Source organism: Cognatishimia activa (assembly GCF_001458335.1).
In the GTDB taxonomy this organism is placed as follows: domain Bacteria; phylum Pseudomonadota; class Alphaproteobacteria; order Rhodobacterales; family Rhodobacteraceae; genus Cognatishimia; species Cognatishimia activa.
On record NZ_CYTO01000003.1, the window covers coordinates 90764 to 113990 of the forward strand.

At 55.0% G+C, this 23227-nt stretch carries 18 protein-coding genes; 6 read left to right on the plus strand and 12 right to left on the minus strand.

The window, feature by feature from the left end; genetic code table 11:
- Positions 1–36 precede the first annotated feature (36 nt).
- Entirely contained in the window at positions 37–1542 is a 1506-nt protein-coding gene (locus TA5113_RS01030; RefSeq protein ID WP_058313814.1) for an aldehyde dehydrogenase (NADP(+)), read from the plus strand.
- Positions 1543–1559: 17 nt separating this feature from the next.
- Here TA5113_RS01030 and TA5113_RS01035 read toward each other — a convergent pair whose 3' ends face one another.
- Positions 1560–2315: a FadR/GntR family transcriptional regulator gene (locus TA5113_RS01035; RefSeq protein WP_058313813.1), complete on the minus strand. Its 756-nt coding sequence runs from the start codon at positions 2313–2315 to the stop codon at positions 1560–1562.
- A gap of 182 nt (positions 2316–2497) precedes the next feature.
- On the opposite strand from TA5113_RS01035, the gene TA5113_RS01040 reads away from it, so the two are divergent.
- The gene (locus tag TA5113_RS01040; RefSeq protein ID WP_058313812.1) at positions 2498–3340 is read left to right on the plus strand and encodes an ureidoglycolate lyase; all 843 of its coding nucleotides are present in this window, start codon (positions 2498–2500) and stop codon (positions 3338–3340) included.
- A gap of 74 nt (positions 3341–3414) precedes the next feature.
- Here TA5113_RS01040 and TA5113_RS01045 read toward each other — a convergent pair whose 3' ends face one another.
- The 4 genes from TA5113_RS01045 to TA5113_RS01060 are packed head-to-tail and all read right to left on the minus strand — an operon-like array spanning position 3415 to position 8555.
- Positions 3415–3975, minus strand: a complete 561-nt coding sequence (locus TA5113_RS01045; RefSeq protein ID WP_058313811.1) for a sarcosine oxidase subunit gamma — start codon at positions 3973–3975, stop codon at positions 3415–3417.
- Position 3976: 1 nt separating this feature from the next.
- On the minus strand, positions 3977–6973 hold the full coding sequence (locus TA5113_RS01050; RefSeq protein WP_058316579.1) for a sarcosine oxidase subunit alpha: 2997 nt from the start codon (positions 6971–6973) through the stop codon (positions 3977–3979).
- Entirely contained in the window at positions 6970–7275 is a 306-nt protein-coding gene (locus TA5113_RS01055; RefSeq protein ID WP_058313809.1) for a sarcosine oxidase subunit delta, read from the minus strand. The genes TA5113_RS01050 and TA5113_RS01055 overlap by 4 nt, the downstream gene beginning before the upstream one ends.
- 26 nt (positions 7276–7301) lie before the next feature.
- Positions 7302–8555, minus strand: a complete 1254-nt coding sequence (locus tag TA5113_RS01060) for a sarcosine oxidase subunit beta family protein (protein ID WP_058313808.1) — start codon at positions 8553–8555, stop codon at positions 7302–7304.
- On the opposite strand from TA5113_RS01060, the gene TA5113_RS01065 reads away from it, so the two are divergent.
- The 3 genes from TA5113_RS01065 (at position 8554) to TA5113_RS01075 (ending at position 13875) form a co-directional block, all read left to right on the plus strand.
- Positions 8554–9642, plus strand: coding sequence for a GlxA family transcriptional regulator (locus TA5113_RS01065; protein WP_245627108.1), 1089 nt, complete (start codon positions 8554–8556; stop codon positions 9640–9642). The genes TA5113_RS01060 and TA5113_RS01065 overlap by 2 nt on opposite strands.
- Before the next feature lie 128 nt (positions 9643–9770).
- Positions 9771–10811 (plus strand): efflux RND transporter periplasmic adaptor subunit, encoded by a 1041-nt coding sequence (locus tag TA5113_RS01070; RefSeq protein ID WP_058313807.1) that lies wholly within the window; start codon positions 9771–9773, stop codon positions 10809–10811.
- Between the two features lie 10 nt (positions 10812–10821).
- Positions 10822–13875 carry an efflux RND transporter permease subunit gene (locus TA5113_RS01075; RefSeq protein ID WP_058313806.1) on the plus strand — a complete coding sequence of 1018 codons (3054 nt, stop codon included), beginning with the start codon at positions 10822–10824 and terminating at the stop codon, positions 13873–13875.
- 640 nt (positions 13876–14515) lie between these two features.
- Here the strand turns inward: TA5113_RS01075 and TA5113_RS01085 are convergent.
- From TA5113_RS01085 to TA5113_RS01115, 7 genes are all read right to left on the minus strand, one after another.
- Complete coding sequence (locus TA5113_RS01085) at positions 14516–14752, minus strand: hypothetical protein (protein WP_058313805.1); 237 nt, start codon at positions 14750–14752, stop codon at positions 14516–14518.
- 124 nt (positions 14753–14876) lie between these two features.
- Positions 14877–16370, minus strand: coding sequence for a mannitol dehydrogenase family protein (locus TA5113_RS01090; protein WP_058313804.1), 1494 nt, complete (start codon positions 16368–16370; stop codon positions 14877–14879).
- Positions 16370–17371, minus strand: a complete 1002-nt coding sequence (locus TA5113_RS01095) for an ABC transporter ATP-binding protein (protein WP_058313803.1) — start codon at positions 17369–17371, stop codon at positions 16370–16372. Before TA5113_RS01095 ends, TA5113_RS01090 begins: the two co-directional genes overlap by 1 nt.
- A 9-nt stretch (positions 17372–17380) precedes the next feature.
- On the minus strand, positions 17381–18214 hold the full coding sequence (locus TA5113_RS01100) for a carbohydrate ABC transporter permease (RefSeq protein ID WP_058313802.1): 834 nt from the start codon (positions 18212–18214) through the stop codon (positions 17381–17383).
- A 12-nt stretch (positions 18215–18226) separates the two neighbouring features.
- Positions 18227–19165, minus strand: a complete 939-nt coding sequence (locus tag TA5113_RS01105) for a carbohydrate ABC transporter permease (protein WP_058316581.1) — start codon at positions 19163–19165, stop codon at positions 18227–18229.
- A gap of 161 nt (positions 19166–19326) precedes the next feature.
- The gene (locus TA5113_RS01110) at positions 19327–20577 is read right to left on the minus strand and encodes an ABC transporter substrate-binding protein (protein WP_058313908.1); all 1251 of its coding nucleotides are present in this window, start codon (positions 20575–20577) and stop codon (positions 19327–19329) included.
- 151 nt (positions 20578–20728) lie between these two features.
- A complete protein-coding gene (locus tag TA5113_RS01115) occupies positions 20729–21760 on the minus strand; it encodes a LacI family DNA-binding transcriptional regulator (RefSeq protein WP_058313800.1) in 1032 nt (343 codons plus the stop codon).
- 141 nt (positions 21761–21901) lie between these two features.
- Here TA5113_RS01115 and TA5113_RS01120 point away from each other — a divergent pair, with 141 nt between their 5' ends.
- Positions 21902–22786, plus strand: coding sequence for a substrate-binding domain-containing protein (locus TA5113_RS01120; RefSeq protein WP_082625780.1), 885 nt, complete (start codon positions 21902–21904; stop codon positions 22784–22786).
- Positions 22787–23227: the final 441 nt, after the last annotated feature.

The window sequence follows — 23227 nt, forward strand, 5'->3', positions numbered from 1 at the left end:
CACAGGACCCTGATCGGGCTCTAAGAGGACATTGATATGCTGACAGGCAAACATTTGATTGCCGGCCAATGGTTGGTCGGCGAAGGGACATTTACGAACGAACCGGTTACTCGGGAGGCGGATAGCTTCTCTTCCGGCACCGTTGCGCTGGTGAATAAGGCGGTCGAGGCGGCCGAGGATGCATTTTGGTCCTATAGCCAGACGACTGCTGAGGAGCGGGCGGCGTTTCTCAATCGTATCGCCGACGAGATTGAAGCGCGCGGTGCGGATCTCACCGCGATTGGCACCAAAGAAACGGGCTTGCCAGAAGCGCGTTTAGAAGGCGAGCGTGGTCGTACCACTGGCCAGTTGCGCTTGTTCGCAGACCATATCTTGAAAGGCGATTATCTGGATCGCCGTTTTGATGCGGCGCTGCCAGATCGTGCGCCTTTGCCCCGTCCTGACCTGCGTATGATTCAGCGCCCGATTGGGCCTGTGGCCGTGTTTGGTGCATCCAACTTTCCATTGGCGTTCTCAACGGCTGGTGGCGACACCGCGTCCGCCTTGGCTGCCGGTTGTCCGGTTGTAGTGCGCGGTCACTTCGCGCATCCCGGTGTGTCTGACGTGATTGCCCAAGCCATTGATGTCGCGATCAAAGCTTGCGATCTGCACCCGGGTGTCTTTAGCCAAGTCCAAGGGGGCGACCTGCCCGTGGGCGCGGCACTGGTGCAGCATCCACTGATCAAGGCCGTTGGCTTTACCGGGTCCCTTCGCGGTGGGCGTGCGTTGTTTGATCTTTGCGCGGCACGTCCCGAGCCGATCCCATTCTTTGGCGAGCTTGGTTCTGTGAATCCGATGTTCATGATGCCAAACGCAGTCGCGTCTCGCGGAGCTGCATTGGGTCAGGCTTGGGCGGCTTCCTTGACCATGGGCGCGGGGCAGTTCTGCACCAACCCTGGCGTTGCGATTGTGATCGATAGTCCAGAAGCGCGTGCGTTTGTCGATGCGACGGTAGAGGCCTTGGGCCAAGTCGACGGTCAGACCATGCTGACAGCAGGCATTGCGTCTGCTTATGACAACGGACAAGCGCGCTTGTCTCAGAACACCAACGTTGAAACGCTGTTGGCGACCGAAACCGCACCGCGCAAGGGCACACCGTTTCTGTTTGAAACGACCGCTAAGAAGTGGCTGGAAGACGAAAGCATTGGTCATGAGGTCTTTGGACCGCTGGGCGTTGTGGTTGTCGCTTCTGATCAAGCTGAAGTGCTGGAATTGGCAAAATCACTGGACGGCCAATTGACCTGTACGCTGCATCTGGACGCTGAAGACCATGCGGCGGCTGGTGCATTGCTACCGGTTTTGGAACGCAAAGCGGGTCGGGTTTTGGCCAACGGTTTTCCAACCGGCGTGGAAGTGTGTGACAGCATGGTTCATGGCGGACCATATCCTGCCTCCACCAACTTTGGGGCGACCTCGGTGGGGACGATGGCAATCCGCCGTTTCTTGCGTCCGGTTTGTTATCAGAACATTCCAGCGGAGCTTTTGCCCGCTGATCTGGCTTGATCGGGCCGTTACAAACTTTAAAGATCGCCGGCGTCGATGCGCTCGGCGATCTGTTTGTTTTGCGTGAGCATGGTCGTCATGCGCGCACGCGCTTTTTCTGGATCGCCATCAGCAATCGCTTCCGCCACAAGAATATGGTTGCGGCGCGAAACTTTCTCATCCGGTGCGGCTTGCGCGCCAGTGGGGTAGGCGAATTGCAAGACCGCCAAGATCAGTCCCTGCATCTGGCGCAACATGATGTTGCCGGTGCTTTCAAGAATCGTGGCGTGGAACGTATAATCCGCCGCAATCATACCTTCCGCGCCGTAAGGCCCAGGGCTGATGTGCTGCGCTGCCGCCAGAATGGTATCCCGCTGTTTCTGCGTGGCATTGACCGCGGCAAGTGCCGCCGCTTCCGGTTCAATGATGTAGCGCAATTGCGTGCTGTTTTGGTAAATCCGCTTCGCCGTGGGGCTGTCGGGATCGTGCCACTTGATCACGTCCGGGTCGATCAGGTTCCAGTTCTCAAACGGCAGCACGCGTGTGCCATAGCGGCGTGCGGTGCGCAGCATGCCTTTGCCGGACAGCACTTTGATCGCGTCCCGAACCACGGTGCGGGACACACCCAGCATCTCGGTCAATTCGGCTTCCATGGGAATGGTGGACCCGATGGGGAATTCACCACGCGCGATCTTTTGACCCAAGGTGTTCACCGCAGTTTTGGCCGCACCAGTCGGCAATTCCGACAGGTAGATGTCGGGTATCGTAAACGGTTGGCTGGCGGCGATATTCATCTAAGATCCTTTTTTCTAGATGATATCTGAGAGATCCGGCATATACCAGTGTGGAATGCCAAAGCGCAACAAAACAAGCCTGACCGCGGCATGGATGCCATGGTTTTGGGCGAACGAGTTCTTAAGGGTGAGCGAATGCTGCGCCCGCACCGAAATTTGAGGAATTCTGAGGAGAAAAAATAATGAAGCTTCTACGCTATGGGCCAAGCGGCGCAGAAAAACCCGGTTTGCTTGATACAGATGGTCAGGTGCGCGACCTGTCGGAAGTTGTCTCTGACATCGCTGGTGATGTGTTAAGCGATGCAGGGCTTGATGCGCTCCGCACCGTTGATCCGCAAACCTTGCCAGTGGTCGAAGGAAATCCACGGATTGGGCCATGTGTGGGCCAAGTGGGAAAGTTCATCTGTATCGGTCTGAACTACAGCGATCACGCAGAAGAGGCAGGCATGCAGCTGCCGGATGAACCGGTGGTGTTCGCCAAAGCAACATCTGCGATTTCCGGTCCGAATGACGATGTGGAAATCCCCCGAGGTGGCGAGAAAACCGACTGGGAAGTGGAACTTGGTTTTGTCATCGGCAAGACGGCGAAATACGTGTCCGTCGAAGACGCGCTGGACTATGTGGCTGGGTATTGCGTCGTGAATGACGTGAGCGAGCGAGATTTTCAGCTGCATCGCTCGGGTCAGTGGATCAAGGGGAAGTCTTGCGACACGTTTGGACCGATTGGTCCTTGGCTGGTGACCCGTGATGAGGTGCCAAATCCACAGGACCTGGAGATGTATCTAGATGTGAACGGTGAGCGCCAGCAGTCTGGATCTACACGCACGATGCACTTTACCGTGGCGCAAATCATTGCCCATTTGTCCCAGTTCATGAGCTTGCAACCAGGTGACGTGATTACCACGGGCACCCCGCCCGGTGTTGGTATGGGCCAAAAGCCAGAGCGGTATTTGAAAGCGGGCGACGTAATGGAACTCGGCGTAAGTGGCCTTGGTGGCCAAACCCAGAAAGTGGTTGCCGGTTAACGCCGCAAACAGGTGTTGGTAGCGAGTGTTGAGCGGCCCGGAGAGACTCTGGGCCGCTTATTTATTGGGAAAGCTTAGGTAAGCGCTGTTTCTGCTGAGAACTCTTTCGCACCAGTGATCAGCAGTTCCGCTGAGTAGGGTGCAAAGCTGTTCCAAAGGTCCAAGCGGAATTGGTCAGGGCCATCGCACCAAAGCACGACGCTCGCATTGTCAAACACGGTGCGACGGGCTTCGCCGACACCGATTGACGCGATATCACGTGGGCAACCGATTGTGAGCAGCTCTGCGGCTTGTGGCCCGGTGATACTCAATGTGATTTCACGTGCTGAGATATCGGTGAAACTGTGCGGCAGTTTCTCATAAATCGCGTCGCAGGCTGCTTTCAGGGCAGAAACGTCATCGTTTGGGCAAAGGATGAGCCATTCATCTGGTCCGAGGCAAAGCGCTTCGACATCGCCTTTATTGGCGCGCGTGCCGATTTTGGTTGGCAGTTTCACACCAAGTGCTTTGTCGAGAGGGGCTAATTTCCCGCGCGCGCGCAATGAAATGCGTCCAGTTTCCCCCGTTACTGTGATTTGGACGTCGCCTGTGTGAATCAGCGTTTCGGGGCTTAGGGATGAGATTTGCAAAGACATCTTAAGCTCCGATCTTCAGGCGAGTGTTGTCCGGATCTACAAAGATCGGGCTGGTGATTTTGGCGGCAATGGTGCGGTCGGGCATTGGGATGTAGACGGTTTCGCCCATCCTATCAAAGCCGCCCTCGACCAAGGCCATTGCGATTGGCTGATCTGTGGTGCCTTCGTCGTAAGACGAGGTAACATGGCCCACCATCTTCATTGGGATCTGTTGGTTTGGATCAAAGACGATCTGTGCGCCTTCTTCGAGGCAGGATTTATCCTCTGTCAGCAGGCCCACCAGATGTTTGCGGTTTGGCGCTTTCAAGTCAGGACGTTCCAGACCCCGTTTGCCCACGAAGTCGGGTTTCTTCTTGCCAATGGCCCAAGCAACGCCCGCGTCGTGTGGTGTCACGGTGCCGTCGGTGTCTTGGCCGACAATGATGTAGCCTTTTTCGGCGCGGAGGACGTGCATTGTTTCAGTGCCATAGGCGGTTACATTGTAGGCTTGTCCTGCTTCCCAGATTTTCTCCCAAAGCTGGCGCCCGTAAGGAGCAGGGACGTTGATTTCAAAGCCCAATTCTCCCGTAAAGCTGATGCGGAACAAGCGTGCTGGGATTCCAGCTACGGTGCATTCTGCGCAAGACATATGGGGGAAGGCGGCGTCCGTGAGCTCAACACCTTCGACCAATGGGGCAAGCAGCTTCGCCGCGTTTGGACCTTGCACGGCAATGGCGGACCATTGCTCGGTCGTTGAGGTCAGCCAGCAATTGAGATCCGGCCACTCGGTTTGCAGGTAGTCCTCAAACATATTCAGCACGCGCGGGGCACCGCCGGTGGTGGTTGTCACGTGGAAGCGGTCGTCAGATAAGCGCCCGATCACACCATCGTCGCGGATGAAACCATCATCCCCCAAAAGGATGCCATACCGGCATTTGCCCACACCCAGTTTGGTCCATGGGTTGGTGTACATACGGTTCATGAACTCGACTGCGTCTGGGCCAACGATTTCGATTTTACCCAAGGTGGACGCGTCAAACATGCCAACGCTGTCGCGCACCGCTTTGCATTCGCGTTTTACCGCAGCGTGCATGTCTTCGCCCGGTTTTGGGAAATACCAAGCACGGCGCCATTGGCCTACAGGCTCAAAGGCTACGCCTTGGTCTTCGGCCCAGCTGTCGATCTGGGTTTTGCGCGTGATTTCAAAGTGATCGCCACGATGGTAGCCCGCAAACGCGCCAAAGGTTGTTGGTGTGTAAGGCGGGCGGAAGGTGGTGAGGCCCACCTTCGGTTGTTCTTTGCCCAAAGCATCGGCCGCAATATTGAGGCCGTTGATATTGGACATTTTGCCCTGATCGGTGGCCATGCCGTTGGTGGTGTAGCGTTTCACATGCTCGATCGAGCGCATGCCCTCGCGCACGGCCAAACGCAGGTCTTTCGCAGTCACGTCGTTTTGGAAATCGACAAAAGCTTTGGCTTTGCTGGTGTTTTTGTCTGTGGGCAGCTCGCGATAGGTGACACCGGTGCCGGTGCGGTCATCTGTGACATCGTAAGCTGCCGTATCTGGTTTTTGGTCCAAAGCAGTCAACGCCTTGGCTGCTTGTGCAACCCCATCATCAAGTGCTGCCTTCACGCCCCACAGGCCGCGCCCAGCTCCAGCTACAACGCAGTCTTCTGGTGTGTGTTCCGGCAGGAACGTGGTTTGGTCTTCGTCCCACGTCAATTTGCCTTTGGTGTGGGAGAAGAGATGCAAAGAGGGGGTCCAGCCGCCGGACATGAGCACGCAGTCACATGAAATCCATGTGCCTTGCTCGACCGCGCCGCCTTTCATGGCGTTTACGCGAATGCCGCTGACCCGCAGGCGGCCTGATGTCGCCGTTGCGGTGTGGGAGACTTTGACGTCAATCCCGCGCTCTCGGGCGGCTTTGGTCAAGTCATCCGGCACATCCTCGCGCGTATCGACAATAGCGCGAACTTTCGCTCCCGCGTCGTGCAGGTCGAAGGCTGCATACCAAGCGCTGTCATGGCTTGTGATGACAACAGGCGCGTTGCCGACTTTGACGCCGTACCGATTCAGGAAGGTTTGCGCCGAGCCTGCCAGCATGATGCCTGGGCGGTCGTTTCCGTGGAAAACAAGCGGTTTTTCCAATGCGCCTTGTGCCAGAACCACTTGCTTGGCGCGCACGCGCCACATGCGTTCTCGGGGCATGTCGGTGGGAAGTTCTGGCAGGTGGTCGGTGAGCTTTTCGACCATGCCAATCATGTTCTGGTGGTAATAGCCGATTGCCGTTGTGCGGGTCATGACTTTGACGCCCGCGTCTTTCAACGCGGCAATCTCTGTCTCAAGCCACTCCCATGCGGCTGTGCCATCAATCTTTGACTGTGGTTCAGACAAGAGTGTCCCGCCCACTTCGGCGTTTTCGTCGACCAGAACGACTTTCAACCCCTTGCCGATCGCGGCTTTTGCTGCGGCGATACCGGTTGGACCGGCACCCACAATCAACAAATCGCAGTGCAGATAGCGGGAAGCATAGGTGTCTGGGTCTTCCTCAGACGGAGAGACGCCCAAACCGGCGGCGGCACGGATGAACGGCTCATAGACCTTGTCCCAGAATGACTTCGGCCACATGAAGGTTTTGTAGTAGAACCCAGCGGAAAACAGCATGTAGGCCGCGTCGTTCACGGCACCCACGTCAAATTTGAGACTTGGGTATTTGTTTTGCGAGTTGGTCTCTAGCCCGCCATAGATTTCCTGCACCGTTGCGCGGGTGTTGGGCTCGAACCGGCCCGGTCCACGGCGGGTGCCAATCAATGCGTTGGGTTCCTCAGAACCCGCTGTCACAGCGCCGCGCGGGCGGTGGGACTTGAACGACCGTCCCATGAGGTGAACACCATTGGCGAGCAGAGCGGAGGCGACCGTGTCGCCCTTAAAGCCCGAGTAGGACTTTCCATCGAAAGTGAAAGTCACTGGTTTGCCGGTGTCGACGCGGCCGAGACCTTTGACGCGATAGTTGCTCATTGGCCGACCTCCGCGAGAAGTTTGTCCAACTCAGGCTTTGGTTCGCCTGCTTTGTAGGTGATCAAGATGCGGTCGCTGACCGTGTCGCGCACTGCATTGAAGAAACGACCACAGCCGTGCACATGCCGCCAGCGTTCAAAATGCAGGCCCTTCACGTTGGTGCGGATGAAGAGGAATTTCTCCCATTCTTCGTCGCTGACCGCAGAGGGATCTTCGGGGCGAATGATATGGGCTTCGCCAGCATAGGCGAACTCTGCTTCGGGCAGCAGTTCGTCGCAATAGGGGCAATGGATCATAAGCATTGGCGTATCTTTCCTTTGCGCGGGCGTTAGTGGGCGACGGCCGCAGCGGCGGCTTCGTCAATCAAACGGCCATTGCGGAAACGTTCGATGGTGAAGGGGGCGTTGATCGGGTGGGGCTCGTCTTTGGCAACGGTCCAGGCCAGCGTATGCGCTGCCCCCGGCGTTGCCTTGAAGCCACCTGTGCCCCAGCCGCAGTTCACGTAAAGACCCTGCACAGGTGTCTTTGAAATGATAGCGGACCGGTCAGGTGTCACGTCAACGATGCCGCCCCATTTGCGCAACATGCGCATGCGGTTGAAGATCGGGAACATCTCGGTGATCGCAGATACAGTATGTTCGATCAGCGGAAGGCCACCCCGTTGAGAGTAGGAGGTGTATTGGTCTGTGCCCGAGCCAATCACCAGCTCGCCTTTGTCAGATTGGCTGATATAGGCATGCACCGCGTTGGACATAACCACGCAAGGCACGACGGGCTTGATGGGCTCAGACACCAACGCCTGAAGCGGGAAGCTTTCCAGCGGCAGTTGCACGTCTGCGGTTTGCATGACGACGGATGTGTGCCCAGCGGCAGATACCGCGACTTTTTTGGCTTTGATAAAGCCTTTCTCAGTCTCAACGCCCGCGACGGAACCGTCTGGATTACGGCGGATTGCGGTGACTGCGCAGTTTTGGATGATGTCGACACCACGTTCCGACGCGCCGCGCGCATAACCCCATGCAACCGCATCATGGCGGGCGGTGCCGCCGCGTTCTTGAAGCGCTCCGCCAAGGACCGGATAGCGCGCGTTCCCCGAGATATTGAGCGGCGGGCAGAACTTTTTGCATTCTTCGGGGGTGAGCCAACGGTTATCGACGCCGTTCAATCGGTTCGCGTGAATATGGCGCTGCGAGCTTTGGACGTCGTGCTGGTTATGGGCCAGCATCAACACGCCGCGATTGGAATACATGACGTTGTAGTTCAGGTCTTGGCTGAGGTTTTGCCACAGATCGACGGAGTGATCATAGAGCCGCGCGCTCTCGTCATAGAGATAGTTCGAGCGGATGATCGTGGTGTTGCGCCCAGTGTTGCCGCCCCCAAGCCAACCTTTGTCCAATACAGCCACATTGGTGATGCCGTGTTCTTTGGCCAAATAGTAAGCGGCCCCAAGCCCATGGCCGCCCGCACCAATGACAACAACGTCATATTCGTCTTTGGGCTGGCTGTCGGGCCACTGTTCGGTCCAGTTCTTATGGCCGGAAAGGGCGTTCTTAAACAGATTGAGGGCGTTAAAACGGGTCATGGCGGATCCAAAGCCTGATGAGAGTCTCGAAGAAAAACTCTGGATAAATGCAGCGGATCGTGCTGGAATATTCGCGTCACTTTTTGGGTATAATTGCGTCATGCAGCAACCGCGTCGTAAACCTCTTTTGATTGGCTTCATTCTGGCCAATCGTTTTACCATGTCCGCCTTTGCAAGTTTCGCGGATGTGGTGCGGCTTGCGTCTGATGAAGACGATAAATCTCGGCGTATTTTATGTGACTGGGATGTGCTCTCTCATGACATGGATATGATCCGGTCCAGTGGAGGTTTTAAAATCCAGCCCGACACGCGCCTGCGCAATGCGCGCGCTTACGACTACATCGTCGTTGTCGGTGGGCTGATTGGGGATGGCAGTAACCTTGCGCCAGAGATGCTAAGATATCTGCACGAACAAGCCGCGGGCGGAGTGCCAATTGTTGGCCTGTGCACTGGTGTGTTCATTCTGCAAGAGGCGGGGCTGTTGAAGGGGTACCGCTGTTGTGTGAACTGGTTCCACCATCAGGAGTTCGTGGATCGGTTTGAAAACGAACGCCCGGTATCGGATCAGATTTTTGTGGTTGATCGAGACCGTCTAACCTGTTCCGGGGGGCACGGGTCAGCCCATATGGCCGCCTATATAATTGCTCGTCACATCGGCGATGCTGCGGCTGCTAAGAGCTTGAATATCATGACAATTGATCGTGCTTTGAGTGCCGATCGTCCACAGCCGGCTGGTGTTCCAGAACGGTCGGCTCAAGATCCGTTGGTGAAACGTTGCATGCATTTGATGAATCAGAACCTAGAAGTTCCAAAGTCCATTGAGGCGCTCGCTGACACCTTAAAGGTTGGACGCCGGACGCTTGAGCGGCGCTTTCGCATTGATACCGGAGACACGCCGTCAGAGTTCTATCGTGATTTGCGCTTAAATCGCGCGATAGACCAGCTGCGCCGCACTGGCCGCAGTGTGGCAGACGTTGCTGTGGCGAATGGGTTTTGTGATGCGTCTCATCTGACGCGCAGCCTGCGTGACCACAAAGGTGTGACGGCTGGGCAAATTCGCGAGACTGCTCTGCGCAGCCATAAATAGCTCTCGCTTTGTCGCCCTTGACCAGTCGTTTGTCATCATATGGCATCTTTTCGACACCTCCAGCGCTTGCATGGGCAATCAACCTAGCTATCTTTGGGGCACGACGCACAGGACAGTGGAGAAACCGCATGTATCGCCCATTATTAGCTGCCGCCTTTGCGGTGCTCGCCACACCGCAATTGGCGCTTGCTCAAGAAGAGCAGAGCCTAGTGAAACTGGTCACTGTGAACGCGGGCGCTGATCAGGTCACGCGGGTGTTCTTTGGTCAGGTTGCTGCGAAAGAAACTGTTGATTTGGCATTCCAGGTTGCGGGGCAAATCGTTCAACTCCCGATCGTCGAGGGGGCGGTGGTGCCCGAAGGTGCGGTGATCGCGCAGTTGGATTTAGAACCGTTTGAGCTCGCGTTGGATCAAGCTGTTGTGCAAAAGGATCAGGCGGATCGAACTGTAGAGCGTTTGACGAAGTTGCAGGGCAATACCGTTAGCCAAGTGACCGTCGACGATGCGCAAACCCAAGCGCAATTGGCTGACATTTCTCAACGAAACGCGCAGCGTTCTTTGAACAATGCGACTCTGCATGCACCGTTTGACGCGTTGGTGGCGTCTCGCAACGTTGCCAAGTTCTCGACAATCAATGCGGGCACCCCGGTGGCGCGGCTGCATGATATGTCTGACCTACGCATCGAAATTGATGTACCAGAGGTTCTGTTTCAACGCGCTGGGCGTGATCCGGATGTGACTCTGAGTGCGAAATTCCCAGCAAGCGATACCGTGTTTCCGTTGGAAGTGCGTGAGTTTAATGCGGAGACCTCTGCTGTCGGTCAGACGTTCCGCATTACGCTTGGGATGACCCCACCGGATGATCTTGTGGTTCTGCCCGGCTCGTCGGTCACTGTGTCCGCGACCCTAAGCAACAATGATCAACGCATTCTTATTCCCGCATCCGCCATCAAAAACGCCAATGACGGAACCCCAATGGCCCTGGTCTTTGAACCTGCTGGTGCCGATGAGGGGACCTTGCGGGCGGTCGATATCGAAATCGTCCCTGATGTGAATGGAAATGTGCAAGTGGTGTCCGGCCTTAGCGATGGTCAAGAGATCGTCGCGAGCGGGGCGAGCCGCTTGACCGATGGCGCATCCGCACGCCGTTTCACTGGCTTCGCGAACTAAGGGTGCTGGTATGAACGTAGCAAGCGCATCCATTTCGCGGCCCGTCCAAACGTGGATCATTATGTTGATCTGCATGTTTGGCGGTATCTGGGGGTTCTTCAACCTTGGCCGTCTCGAAGATCCGGCCTTTACCATCAAAACCGCTGTCGTAGTCACCCAATACCCGGGCGCTGATGCACGACAGGTCGCACGCGAAGTGTCGGAACCACTGGAATCTGAAATCCAAAAGATGTCAGAGGTGCGGGAAATCCGCTCTATGAACCAACCCGGTCTGTCTTGGATCACAGTGGATATGCAGGACCAATTTGATGGGGCGGAACTGCCTGAAATTTGGACAAAACTTCGCAATCGCGTCAACAGCGCAAGATTGCCGAGCGGCGCCGCGCACCCCTTTGTGAATGACGGGTTTGGCGACGTTTATGGCATCTACTACGCGGTCACTGCGCCTGGTTATTCCGATGCAGAAATTCACCAATTGTCGACCTTTCTGAGGCGAGAGCTACTGACTGTCCAAGGGGTGGCCGATGTAAATGTCTCGGGATTGCCGGAAGAGGTCATTTACGTTGAACCCGATCTTGAAATCACAACCAACCTTGGGGTCTCCCCGGGAGCGATTACACAGGCGATTGCCGACTCAAACTCGGTCACCGATGGCGGTTCACTCCAAAGTGTGAATGGTCGTACGCTGATCCAGGGTCCGACGGGGTCTGACACTGTATCCGAGATCGCCGGTCTGGCCGTTGGATTAGGTGGCCAGGTTTTGAACCTATTCGATTTCTCTCAAGTCAGTCGTAGCCGAGAAGAAACCCCAGATATCATGATCAGGCACAACGGCGTCTCGGCCTTCACGTTGGGTATCGCTGGGTTGGCGAGTGAAAACATCGTGGAAGTGGGTCACCGTGCTGACGCGAAGCTTGCTCAGCTGGCGCCGCAAATCCCTGTGGGAGTGGATCTGCATCCGATCTATCAGCAGCACATTGTGGTCGAGAACGCATCAAACGATTTCCTTGTGAACCTCGCCATGTCCGTGAGCATCGTGGTGATCGTCCTTGCGTTGTTCATGGGTTGGCGCGCTGCCGTCGTGGTGGGTATGACTTTGCTTTTGACGGTGGTCGGAACGCTGTTCTTCATGGCAATTTTCGCAATCGAGATGGAGCGGATTTCCTTGGGTGCTTTGATCATTGCCATGGGGATGCTTGTGGACAATGCGATCGTTGTCGCCGAAGGCATGCAGATATCGATGCGGCGAGGAATGAACTCCCGCAAAGCTGCTGAAGATGCTGCCGGTAAAACACAAATCCCACTGCTTGGGGCGACGGTCATTGGTATCATGGCCTTTGCCGGGATCGGTCTCAGTAGCGACGCAACAGGGGAGTTCTTGTTCTCTCTCTTTGCAGTGATCGCGATTTCACTGATGCTGTCTTGGATTTTGGCGCTTACTGTGACGCCGATCTTGGGCCACTACTTCTTCCGTCAGGGCACAGCAGGATCTGATGATGCCTATGATGGCGTTATGTTCCGCGCCTACGCCGGTCTGCTGCGCCTTTGCTTGCGCATCTGGTGGCTGATCATTCCGGGCCTGCTGGCGATTACCGTGGTTTGTTTCGCGATGTTTGGACAGGTCAAACAACAGTTTTTCCCGGACAGCAACACGCCGCTTTTCTTTGTGCATTACAAACTTGCGCAAGGGGCTTCGATCCATGAAACCTCACGCGATCTGGAGGTGCTGGAAAACTGGCTAGCTGACCAAGAAGATGTCGTGTCGTCGACGGCCTATGCAGGGCAGGGGGCAGCGCGCTTCATGCTGACTTATCAGGCGGAAGACCCGAATCCGAGCTATGGCCATATCATCGTGCGCACCCAAACGATCAACGAAATCGCGCCATTGATTGCAGAAATGGAAGCCTTTGCTGCAGCAGCCCTGCCGCAAGGTGAATTCCGCGCCAAACGTCTGGCCTTTGGTCCTGGCGGCGGTGACCCAATTCAGGTGCGTTTCTCTGGGTCCGATCCTGACGTGCTCCGTGATCTCGCAGACCAAGCTGGCGCTTTGTTGCAGGCGAGCTCGGCGGATATCGTGGCCCCGCGCGTTGATTGGCGTGAGATGGAGCAAGTGCTTCGTCCGATCTACGCAACCGAGCGTGCGCAAGAAGCGGGGATCACGCGGGATGACATCACCAACTCGATGCGATTTGCAACCGAGGGCATTGATGCAGGGGTCTACCGCGAAGGCGAACGTCAGATCCCGATCATTGTACGTGTATCCCCGGAAGATGAACTCTCCTTCGCTGATCAGGTGATTTTCTCAACATCTGGCCAAAGCTATGTTCCGTTTGATCAGGTGGTCGAAGGGCTGCGTTTTGAGGCACAGAACACGCTTGTTATGCGTCGCGACCGGGTTCTGACGATCACAGTGGGTGCTGACGTCACCAAAGGGGTTACCGCGGCGCAAGTGCAGGCAGAAGTGCAGCAAGCCATTGAAGAGATGCCGCTGCCCGCTGGCTACAAGATGGAATGGGGTGGAGAGTACGAAAGCTCTAGCGACGCTCAGGCCAGCTTGGCCCAGCAGCTGCCTTTGAGCCTTTTGATCATGGTTCTGATTTCGGTGCTGTTGTTTAATGCCCTGCGTCAGCCACTGATCATTTGGCTTTTGGTGCCCATGTCGGTGAACGGCGTTGCCTTGGCATTGTTGGGGACTGGCATGCCATTCACCTTCACGGCGCTGCTTGGTTTGCTGTCTTTGTCCGGCATGTTGATCAAGAACGGTATTGTTTTGGTCGAAGAGATCGACTTGATCCGCGCGGCAAAACCCCAGCAATTACAGTTTGACTCGATCGTAGAAGCGTCCACATCGCGTTTGCGGCCGGTTATATTGGCGGCGGCAACAACGATCTTGGGCATGTTGCCACTGATCTGGGATGCCTTCTTCCAGTCGATGGCCGTGACGATCATGGGTGGTTTGGCCTTTGCATCGATCCTGACGCTGATTGCCGCGCCGGTGTTCTATCACGCCTTCTTCCGCAAAGGACGTCGTGAGGGGGCCGCGGCTGCACCGGTTGCCGCTTAAGCGAAAAAGACCCGTGGCGCTTTTTGGTTCGCGCCGCGGGTGTCCTTTTAGGGCTACTTGAGAACGCTTGATGCGCTCGTGACAGCTTCTCTTGAGCGACGGTCGAGCGGTTTGAATAATCTCATTCCAATCAGAGCTCGATTTTAAGCAGAGAAGTTCCGCGTTCGGGTCAACGCTGTGCGTTGCAAGAAATTCGGTGAACTGGTCTGCGCCTGGACGAAGCGACGGTGAAAGCAGGTGTAGCGCCCGATGACTTGCTGCAGGCGGCCAAGCTATGTCAAGGAAAGCGAAGGCCACACGCGCAGCAAGGTCTGCTCTTCAGACTAAGCCGACCTTGGGTTTTGACACTTCGCTGCCGCAGAATCCTTTTGCGGTTGCGGCAGACCGCCCGCTGCGTGCGGCGAGTGTCACCAAACCGGACGTCCATAGGCATCCAGATGATCCAATCCGAGAACGCACCTTCGCTGCAACCTGCTCGGACCATCTAGGCGCTGGACAAAGCGACCACTGCCGTTGTTAAACCAGACGGCTGCTTTTAGCTCTTGGTAACCGCAGGAATAGAACCAAAGGCGGAAGACTGACTTGCGTTTGAAGGTCTGTGAAACCTGTCCAAATTTGACATCTCAGAGATCAAATTCGCTTAGAACGCGGTTTCAGCGTCTGCCTTCAGGGTAACGTGGATCTGCGACAGGTTTTCGCCGCCGTGGATCATGGCATTGTCGATCAGGTTCTTAACCGCTTCTGCCATGGACTGCATCGGCGCTGCGTGCGCAATCGGCGGCTCTGAGCACAAGTCGCCAATGCTGCAGTTTTGACGAATGTCTGCATTGGAGTGAACCCGGCAGAGCCGCAGTTGCGGAACGTCGAGAGTTTTCAAAGTTGGGGCTTGGATCTGCTATTTTTTAAATTCGACGTGCAGCTCTCCACTCCGTGTTTGAAGTGCCGCAAGCGCAGCGCCCAGTCACACCGGCCCGAAATTCACTTGATTTTCGGCTTTCGAATTATCTTAGATAGGCTTGAAGCGCGGCAACGCTCCCTTCAGACCAAATCCTGTCCAACCAGCTGCAAAATGCGGGAGCAAACGAAGGGTGTTCGACAAGGTTTCCATAAATGTGGCTTTGTTCAAGCCAAGTTATTGGCCGCTGTGCACTTTGCTGCGCAACCTCAGTCAAACGTGCCCAATCTGGATCATTCTCGAAAATATCTGTTCCGTCATCACGGGTTCCGGCACACATACGAGCCCAAAGCGCCTCGACAAGGGCCAAGCCTTCTATCGATCCCCCGGCATTTAGGGCATCTCGAATGATCGGTAGCAGAAATTCTGAATGACGCGACGATCCGTCGAAGGCAACCCGCCGTGTGGTGTCCTGAATCGCAGGATTTGAGAACCTTTGCGCGACGAGCTGGACGTATTTTGGCGGAGTCATTCCTGGCACAGCAGATACGTAAGGTGCGATTTCTTCCTGTTCGATCTTGTGGAAAAAGCGCGACACAACTGGGTGAGCCATGCAATCTGCAATAGTTTCCAAGCCGAGCAGTTCTCCGACATTGGCTAACACCTGATGCCCAGCATTCAGGATGCGGATCTTCATGGCCTCGTAGGCCTCAACATCTGGTGTAATAATCACCCCAACGTGTTCAAGTTCGGGTCGGCCCACGCAAAAATCGTCTTCGATGACCCATTGTCTATAATTTTCATGAGTGACGGGTGCGGCGTCATCGATGCCAAACCCATGCGCCAACGCGAGTTCACTGGGGCCGGTTGCAGGCACAATGCAGTCCACCATAGAATTGGGGAAGCTGCATTGCTCAGAAATCCAATTACCTAGGTCAGGATCGATGCGTTTTGCCAAGCCAGTCACCGCTGAACGTGTGATATCACCGTTCCCACGAAGATTATCGCAACTGAGAACCGTGATCGGCCCAACACCAGACTGTCGCCGCTTATCAAGGGCTGCAACAATCGCGCCAAAAACCGTCCGCGGAGAACCGGGGTTTGCGATGTCATGTCGAATGTCAGGATGATCTGTATCCAAACCGCCCTTGTTGGCGGATATAAAGTATCCCCCCTCCGTGATCGTCAAAGAAACGATGCGAATGTCGGGATCAGACATTTTCGCAATCAGCGCAGAATGGTCCTTTTCGATTGGTAGGTAGTCAATCATTGATCCGATGATCTCTGCGGATCGGCCTTTTGGAGAAAGCTCGATCAGGGTGGTCAGACAGTCCTGCGCTATCAATCGATCCCGCATCGTTTGATCCTGTTGCCTGACGCTGGCGCCAATGATGGCCCAATCCTTTGCCAGCCCTTCCTGCATCAGGCGATGTATGTACCAAGCCTGATGCGCGCGGTGAAAGTTTCCAAGCCCGATATGTACGATGCCAGGGTGGAGGGTAGCTCGGTCATAGCTAGGTAGATCAACGCTTTCCGGAAGCCTTGGCAGGTTCGCCTCTGACAGCGCGATCGCTTGGGTATTGAGTGCCGCAGATGCCATTAAAGTCTCAGACCTTGTGTATCAAATTTGTGGATCTGGTCAGCCTGCGGTGTCAGGTAGATGGTGTCGCCGTGTTTGACAGAAATGTCGCCGGTCACACGCACGGTCAGCATGTCTGCAAGACCTGTATCATGCACGTGAATGAAGGTGTCAGAGCCAAGGTGTTCTGCAACGCCGACCCGACCTTTCCATGCACCTTCAGTCATACTGACGTCCGTGTGTTCTGGCCGAATACCGATGGTCGCTGCCCCATATTTTTCCGCTTCTGGACCTTTGACGAAGTTCATCTTCGGGGAACCAATAAAGCCGGCCACAAACTCGTTTTGCGGCTTGTGATAGAGCTCAAGCGGAGAACCAACCTGTTCGATCACACCAGCCCGCAACACGACGATTTTATTCGCCATAGTCATCGCTTCGACCTGGTCGTGGGTCACGTAGATCATGGTGGTTTTCAAACGTTCATGCAATTCGCCGATTTCCAAGCGCATACCTACACGCAGGGCTGCGTCGAGGTTTGACAGTGGCTCGTCAAACAGGAAGGCAGCAGGCTCGCGAACAATCGCGCGGCCAATGGCGACCCGCTGGCGCTGACCGCCAGACAGGTCAGCAGGTTTACGCTCTAGGTAATCCATCAGGTTCAACGACTTGGCGGCTGTTTCGACACGCTGGTCGATCTCGGCCTGCTCCATCTTTGCCATGCGCAGCGGAAAGCCGATGTTCTTGCGCACCGTCATATGCGGGTAAAGCGCGTAGGATTGGAACACCATAGCCAGACCGCGTTGGGATGGCGGCACTTCGGTGGCGACATCGCCATCGATTTCGATGTTACCGGAGGTGAGGTCTTCAAGACCTGCAATCATCCGCAGCAAGGTGGATTTACCGCAGCCTGATGGGCCAACAAATACCGCGAACTCTCCGTCTTCGATGGTCAGATCAAGCGGTGGGATAACTTGAGTTTCACCGAAACTCTTCGTCACGTTTTTGAGTTGAATACGTCCCATTGTCTTTCCTTATTTCACAGCGCCGAAGGTCAAGCCTTGGACAAGTTGTTTCTGGCAGAACCATCCGAGGACAACGATTGGTCCAACGGCGGCGGCTGATACGGCAGACAGGCGTCCGAAGAAGAGACCTTCAGGGGCCCGGTTGCCTTCGATGAGTTTGGAGAGCGTTGCCGCATCGGTCGTCGTCAAGCGCACGGTCCAATAGGCTTCGTTCCAGCAGAAAATGAACACAAGAAGCGCGGTGGCTGCGATGCCGCCCCAAGCGAGGGGGATCAGGATCTCTTTGATCTCACCCATTGTGCTGACACCGTCCATTTGACCGGCTTCAATGATGTCCTTCGGGATTTCCTTGAAGTAGGTGAAAAGCATCCAGATCGCGATCGGCAGGTTGATCAGGCTGAGAACCAGAATGATCAGGAAGTGCGTATCAAAAAGTCCTGCTGACTTGGTCAAGAAGGTCATTGGATAAAGCACGGCCGCCGCTGGAAGCATCTTGGTAGAGAGCATCCACATCAAGACGTCTTTGGTTGCCTTGCTTGGGTTGAAGGCCATCGCATAGGCACATGGAATGCCAACGACTAGGGTGAATGCTGTGGCGAAGACCGCCGTGATCACGGAGTTTTTGGCAAAGCGCCAATAGTCGTAGTTCTCGGTCATATTCAGGTAGTTCTCGAGCGTCGGTGTGAACCAGATCAGGTGTTCAGGCTTCACCGCATCCGCGTCGGTCTTAAAGCTGGTCAGGACCATCCAGAAGATCGGGAAGAAGAACAAGAGCCCCACGACCCAGGCCACTGTTGGCCGACCGTATTTTGAAAATCTTGAGGGTTTTGCAACGATTGCCATTGGTTCTGTCCCTTATTCCATCAGTGTCTTGCCAATCATGCGCAGCAGGAAGAAGGCTACGATGTTGGCGAGGATGACTGCGAAGATGCCTGTGGCACTGGCAGCCCCGATGTTGTTGTTGGCAAATTCACCGATCAGATACGGCAGGTTCTTGTTGCCGGTACCGCGGCTGACGATTTCGATTTCCGCATAAAGCGAGAGGTGAAAGATCGCCTGGATCATGACCACAATCGCAATCGGTCGCGCCAAATGCGGCAGGGTCAGGAACCGGAATTGTGACCATGGGCTCGCGCCATCCAGAACCGCAGCTTCTTTCTGTTGCTGGTCTTCAGATTGCAGCGAGGTCATGAAGATCAAGACTGCGAAAGGTGTCCACTGCCACGTCACCATGATGATGACCGCATAGGCTGAGGTCTGCGTTGCCCGAAAGGAAATCGGCTCGAGTTCCGGCCAGAGTGAGAAGAACCAGCCCACGCCAGGCGCAGCTCTTAGGCCATCAATCAGATCATTGATGCTTCCGATTGCGATGCCTTGCAGACCTAGGACCGGGTCGAGGATCATGTTGATCCAGAGAACGGCGTTCACGGCAGGCATGACAAAGAACGGTGAGATCAGAAGAACTCGGACGATGCCCTGCCCAGGGAATGTCTTGTTGATCAAAACTGCGATTAAGACACCGAGGATGACCGTCAGGATCAAGATGCTGCAAACGATGAATAGGCTGTTCTGAATAGCGAAGAGGAAATCTTTTGATTTCAGAACGAATTCGTAGTTTCCGAAGCCGCGCCAGTTGCTGAGGCTTGGTGATGTCCACTCTGGCCGGCGAAGGCTGTTCAGCACGTAGCGAATGAACGAAAAATAAAGCGTCATTCCCAACGGGATCAGCATCCAGACCAAAAGCAGCAGAACTGCGGGGCTTTGTAAAAGTCGAGGGAGCTTTCTGTCGGACATGGTCCTATCCTCTCAGTAAAACGGTTTTTCCGTTTCACATCTTATGTTTGGGTTGCGATTGCTTGGATGTTAGGCGGTACCAAGGCGATCTAGCAAACCCTGTGGTACGTCGTGGGTGGGACCTGGCAACCATTGAGATGCCTGCCGGGCCCCGATGAGGCTTAGTCGTAGTAGCCCGCTTCTTTCATGATCGAGTCAGCTGCACCTTGAGCAGCAGCCAGCGCATCTTCGACCGATTTCGCGCCAGATAGCGCTGCAGCCATTTCCTGAGCAACGGCAGAGCCGACCTCTGGGAATTCCGGGATCGCAGCAAACTGTACGCCAACATATGGTTTCAGATCTGTTGCTTCAGGCGCAGCGCTTTCGATTGCGGCCAGTTCCGCGGCAGCAAAACCAGCTGCGGCTTGGAACTCAGGGATCGCATAAGTGGACGCACGCTGACCAGTTGGAACAGAGCCCCAGCCGAAGTCTGGGTGGTTGCCGACAGCCTGAACATAGTCTTTGGATGTCGCCCACTCGATAAAGTCAGCAGCGGCTTCAGCATTAGGAGAGCCCGCAGGGATCGCCATTGCCCAAGCCCATAGCCAGTTTGCACCGACCGGATTGCCTGCGTTCGGAGATTGCGCGTATGCCACGCCGTCAACTTCTAGGAAGGACGCCGCGATTGTGGCGTCAATCCACATGCCGCATTTGCCTTCGTTATAAAGCGCCAAAATTTCGTTGAAGGAGTTACCTTCCGAACCTGGAGGGCCATAAGAACCGAGCAGGTCGACATAGAAGTTAATCGCCGCATTCCATTCCGCGCTGTCCAGCTGCGGGCGACCTTCTGCGTCAAACCACGCGCCACCGAAAGAGTTCACCACAGTCGTGATGAAAGCCATGTTGTCGCCCCAGCCCGGCTTGCCGCGCAGGCAGGCACCATAGACACCATTGTCCGGGTCATGGATCGCGGCGGCGGCCGCTTTCACATTGTCCCAGCTGTCGTTGTCGCCGATGGAAACACCAGCCGCGTCGGTCAGGTCTTTGCGGTACATCACCATAGAGGATTCACCATAAAACGGTGCCGCATAAAGCTGTCCATCATGAGACAAACCATTGCGCATCGCTGGTAGAATGTCGTCTACATCATAGTCTGCAGAGAAATTAAGCGGCTCAATCCAGCCAGCCTGCCCCCAGATGGGTGCTTCCTGCATACCAATGTTGATGATGTCATACTGTCCACCACCTGTTGCGGTGTCAGATTGAACCTGCTCACGCAGGACGCCTTCTTCCAGAGAGACCCAGTTCAGCTCAACGCCAGTTTCGGCGGTGTAAGCTTCTGCGACTTTCTGCATGTTGATCATGTGACCGTTGTTCACGATCGCAATTGTCAGTGTTTCGGCAGATACCCCACCGGCTGCAAGCAGCGCCATGGCGGTTGCTGCGCGAAATGCGCTTCTCTTAAACATCCTCGTCCTCCCTAAAGTAGATGCTTGAGGAAATGGTAGCTCTACTTAATTACTTGCGTCAATTTATTTCTTTACGCGCGTAAATTTTATAAATTACCCTTTTAGGCTCAACTGCTTAAGCGGAGGACCGCATTATCAAACGCCCGTCGAATAATGCCTCTCGCCGCGAATCGGCGGCCTTTTCAGTCTCAATCCGCTCTAGAAGAAGTGAGGCGCTTTTCTTTGCTATAGCTTCATAATCTTGCGAAACCGTTGTGAGCGTGGGGCAGGTATATTTGGAAAAGGGATGGTCATCGTGGCCTGCAATTCGTAGATCGCAATCCTCTCCGATTCCAACTTTTAGCCCCGTCTCAAAAGCGGCGGACAAAACTCCAATGGCGAGGCGGTCGTTACTGCAAAGGATCGTATTCGTGGTCAGGTTTCGATCACTTAGAGCCCGCATTCCTTCGCGAAAGCCGATCTCTTCAAACTCCCAGCCTTCACCTTCGGCCTGGATCAAATGTGGCGTGTGCCCCAGCCTTTCCATGGCCGCAATATAGGCGCTCCGCCTCTTAAAAGCGTTCGGGTTAGTGGGGGATCTCATCTCAAAAAAGCACGGTGCTTCGCCAGTTCGACAGAGGTAATCCACAATCAAGCCAATACTTTGTTCGTTGTTCGAGCCAACAAAAGCCTCGCCAATCGTGTCGATATTGGCGTCAAAAAGAACGGTCGGGACTTCTTCGCAGAAGGCTTCAAGCGTCTCCTGATCCGACGCTCGCCCCAAAGGCGCCAGGAGAACACCAGCGGGTTTTATGCTACGCAGGTTATCAAGATTTGCAATTTCCATTGCTGGGCTACCATGCGAGCCAAGCAAGACGGGGCGAAACCCTGTTTCTATGATGTACTCTTCAATCGTTCGCGCGATTTTTGCAAAGAACGGGTCGGCCAAATACGGGACGACCACGCCTATATTCTTAGTAAGCCGTCGATTTTGATTTACCGCATAAAGGTTGGGTTGGTAATCATATTGTTCCAAAGCGGCTTCAATGCGCTTGCGGGTCGATGCCCTGACACTGTCTGGATTGTTAAAAAACTTGGACAGAGTGGGACGTGAAATGCCGCTAACAGAGGCGAATTCTTCCATGTTTTTAATTTTTGTGCCTGTCATAGGACGCCCGCATTAAACTCTAAGGACTTCGCTGCAATGGTCGACAGCGGTTTAGCCACCATAAATAATTTACGCGCGGAAACATAGCCCTGCGAGCTTCGCCCCCGTATCGCTAGGAGCACCAACTGCTAGCCCACGACATTGAGGTGCCTATCTATTTCGAAAAGCAACCAAGTCGGCGAAAGACGGCTTTGTCCGCACTCCAGACCTAAACTGGTTTTCTATGAACCGCAGCGATGTGAAGTCATCAGCGGCGTCAGCGACCTGTTGGAGGCTGAGGGCTATTTGCTCTCGGTTCTCGATTCCCAAGACGACCCGGAGCGCCAACGCAGACAGTTGGAAGCTTTCATCCGTAGTTCGCGCGGCGGTCTGCTATGGGTTCCAGCCCATGACACACCACAGGAAACGTTCGATCTTCTACGTAATCACCGTATTCCGACCGTGACCTTCCTTCGCCGCGAAAGCGCAACGGACTTCGATCACGTTGGCATCCTAAATGTTGACGCTACCAAAACTGCAACGAACTATCTCGCCGATCTCGGACATCGGCACATCGCCTTTCTGGGAGGAGTTGCCGACGTAGAAGTACGCAACCAAAGGATCGCGGGCTACAAAGCCGTACTCGCAGAACGCAACTTAGGACCGGCGATTATATGGGAGTCTCCGGATGATAAACCGTCAGGTTTGAATGCGATGACGGCGCTTCGCGAGGCGCACCCCGAAGTAAGCGGCGTGGTTTGCAACGGTGACATGGTCGCGCTTGGCGCCTGCTTGGCACTAGCTCGTATGGGACAAACGCCCGGCGAAGATGTGTCGGTAATCGGGTTCGACGACATTCAAGATGCAGCCGTAGCAACGCCGCCGCTGACTACGATGGCGGTGTCTCCATATCGTCTTGGTCGACGTCTGGCTCGCGTGTTGCTTGAGCGAATTCGAGAACCTGAGACACCAGTTGCAGTTTCAGAGATCTCCGCAGAGCTAATAGTTCGCGAGACCTCAGGTTCTTGCGTAGATAGCACTAACTAATTGACGCGCCTTCTAAGTTAGCGAGCCGCAGATTTTTGCCGTTGCCATGTTAATGTAAACTCGAGCAGCGGTGTAATTAACGTATCATCTAGGGCAAGGGAGCTCAGGGTCCAGCACTAAGGCTTAGAGCGCGCGCGGGCTACAAAGTTGGAAATTGGTGTTAAAATGGCAATCCCAGGAGCGGGCGTGACCTAGACTCCCCATAGAACGAAGAATTGCGAACTTTCACAACTCGCGACGGACTCTGCAAAATCTATCAATTAATGGTTGGGTTCCGATTCAAACTATCTTTACGATGTTGTCAATCGACGGCATTCTGCCCGAACCCCCAATTTGACTGACTTAGGTTAAGGTCCGGAAACCCGCTTATTGCGGACGTTTGGGATGAGCGCAGCGAATGTCCGCTTCTCTAATTGGGTGTCTGGGTCAAGCTCATATTCC

What these genes read in the sequence shown, in the direction of transcription:
- TA5113_RS01060 (WP_058313808.1), bottom strand. Translation starts at nt 8,555, where the DNA reads ATGACCCGTTTTAACGCCCTCAATCTGTTTAAGAACGCCCTTTCCGGC.
- TA5113_RS01115 (WP_058313800.1), bottom strand. Translation starts at nt 21,760, where the DNA reads ATGACAGGCACAAAAATTAAAAACATGGAAGAATTCGCCTCTGTTAGC.
- TA5113_RS01065 (WP_245627108.1), top strand. Translation starts at nt 8,554, where the DNA reads ATGGCGGATCCAAAGCCTGATGAGAGTCTCGAAGAAAAACTCTGGATA.
- TA5113_RS01050 (WP_058316579.1), bottom strand. Translation starts at nt 6,973, where the DNA reads ATGAGCAACTATCGCGTCAAAGGTCTCGGCCGCGTCGACACCGGCAAA.
- TA5113_RS01105 (WP_058316581.1), bottom strand. Translation starts at nt 19,165, where the DNA reads ATGTCCGACAGAAAGCTCCCTCGACTTTTACAAAGCCCCGCAGTTCTG.
- TA5113_RS01030 (WP_058313814.1), top strand. Translation starts at nt 37, where the DNA reads ATGCTGACAGGCAAACATTTGATTGCCGGCCAATGGTTGGTCGGCGAA.
- TA5113_RS01040 (WP_058313812.1), top strand. Translation starts at nt 2,498, where the DNA reads ATGAAGCTTCTACGCTATGGGCCAAGCGGCGCAGAAAAACCCGGTTTG.
- TA5113_RS01055 (WP_058313809.1), bottom strand. Translation starts at nt 7,275, where the DNA reads ATGCTTATGATCCATTGCCCCTATTGCGACGAACTGCTGCCCGAAGCA.
- TA5113_RS01075 (WP_058313806.1), top strand. Translation starts at nt 10,822, where the DNA reads ATGAACGTAGCAAGCGCATCCATTTCGCGGCCCGTCCAAACGTGGATC.
- TA5113_RS01110 (WP_058313908.1), bottom strand. Translation starts at nt 20,577, where the DNA reads ATGGCGCTGCTTGCAGCCGGTGGGGTATCTGCCGAAACACTGACAATT.
- TA5113_RS01070 (WP_058313807.1), top strand. Translation starts at nt 9,771, where the DNA reads ATGTATCGCCCATTATTAGCTGCCGCCTTTGCGGTGCTCGCCACACCG.
- TA5113_RS01090 (WP_058313804.1), bottom strand. Translation starts at nt 16,370, where the DNA reads ATGGCATCTGCGGCACTCAATACCCAAGCGATCGCGCTGTCAGAGGCG.
- TA5113_RS01100 (WP_058313802.1), bottom strand. Translation starts at nt 18,214, where the DNA reads ATGGCAATCGTTGCAAAACCCTCAAGATTTTCAAAATACGGTCGGCCA.
- TA5113_RS01045 (WP_058313811.1), bottom strand. Translation starts at nt 3,975, where the DNA reads ATGTCTTTGCAAATCTCATCCCTAAGCCCCGAAACGCTGATTCACACA.
- TA5113_RS01095 (WP_058313803.1), bottom strand. Translation starts at nt 17,371, where the DNA reads ATGGGACGTATTCAACTCAAAAACGTGACGAAGAGTTTCGGTGAAACT.
- TA5113_RS01035 (WP_058313813.1), bottom strand. Translation starts at nt 2,315, where the DNA reads ATGAATATCGCCGCCAGCCAACCGTTTACGATACCCGACATCTACCTG.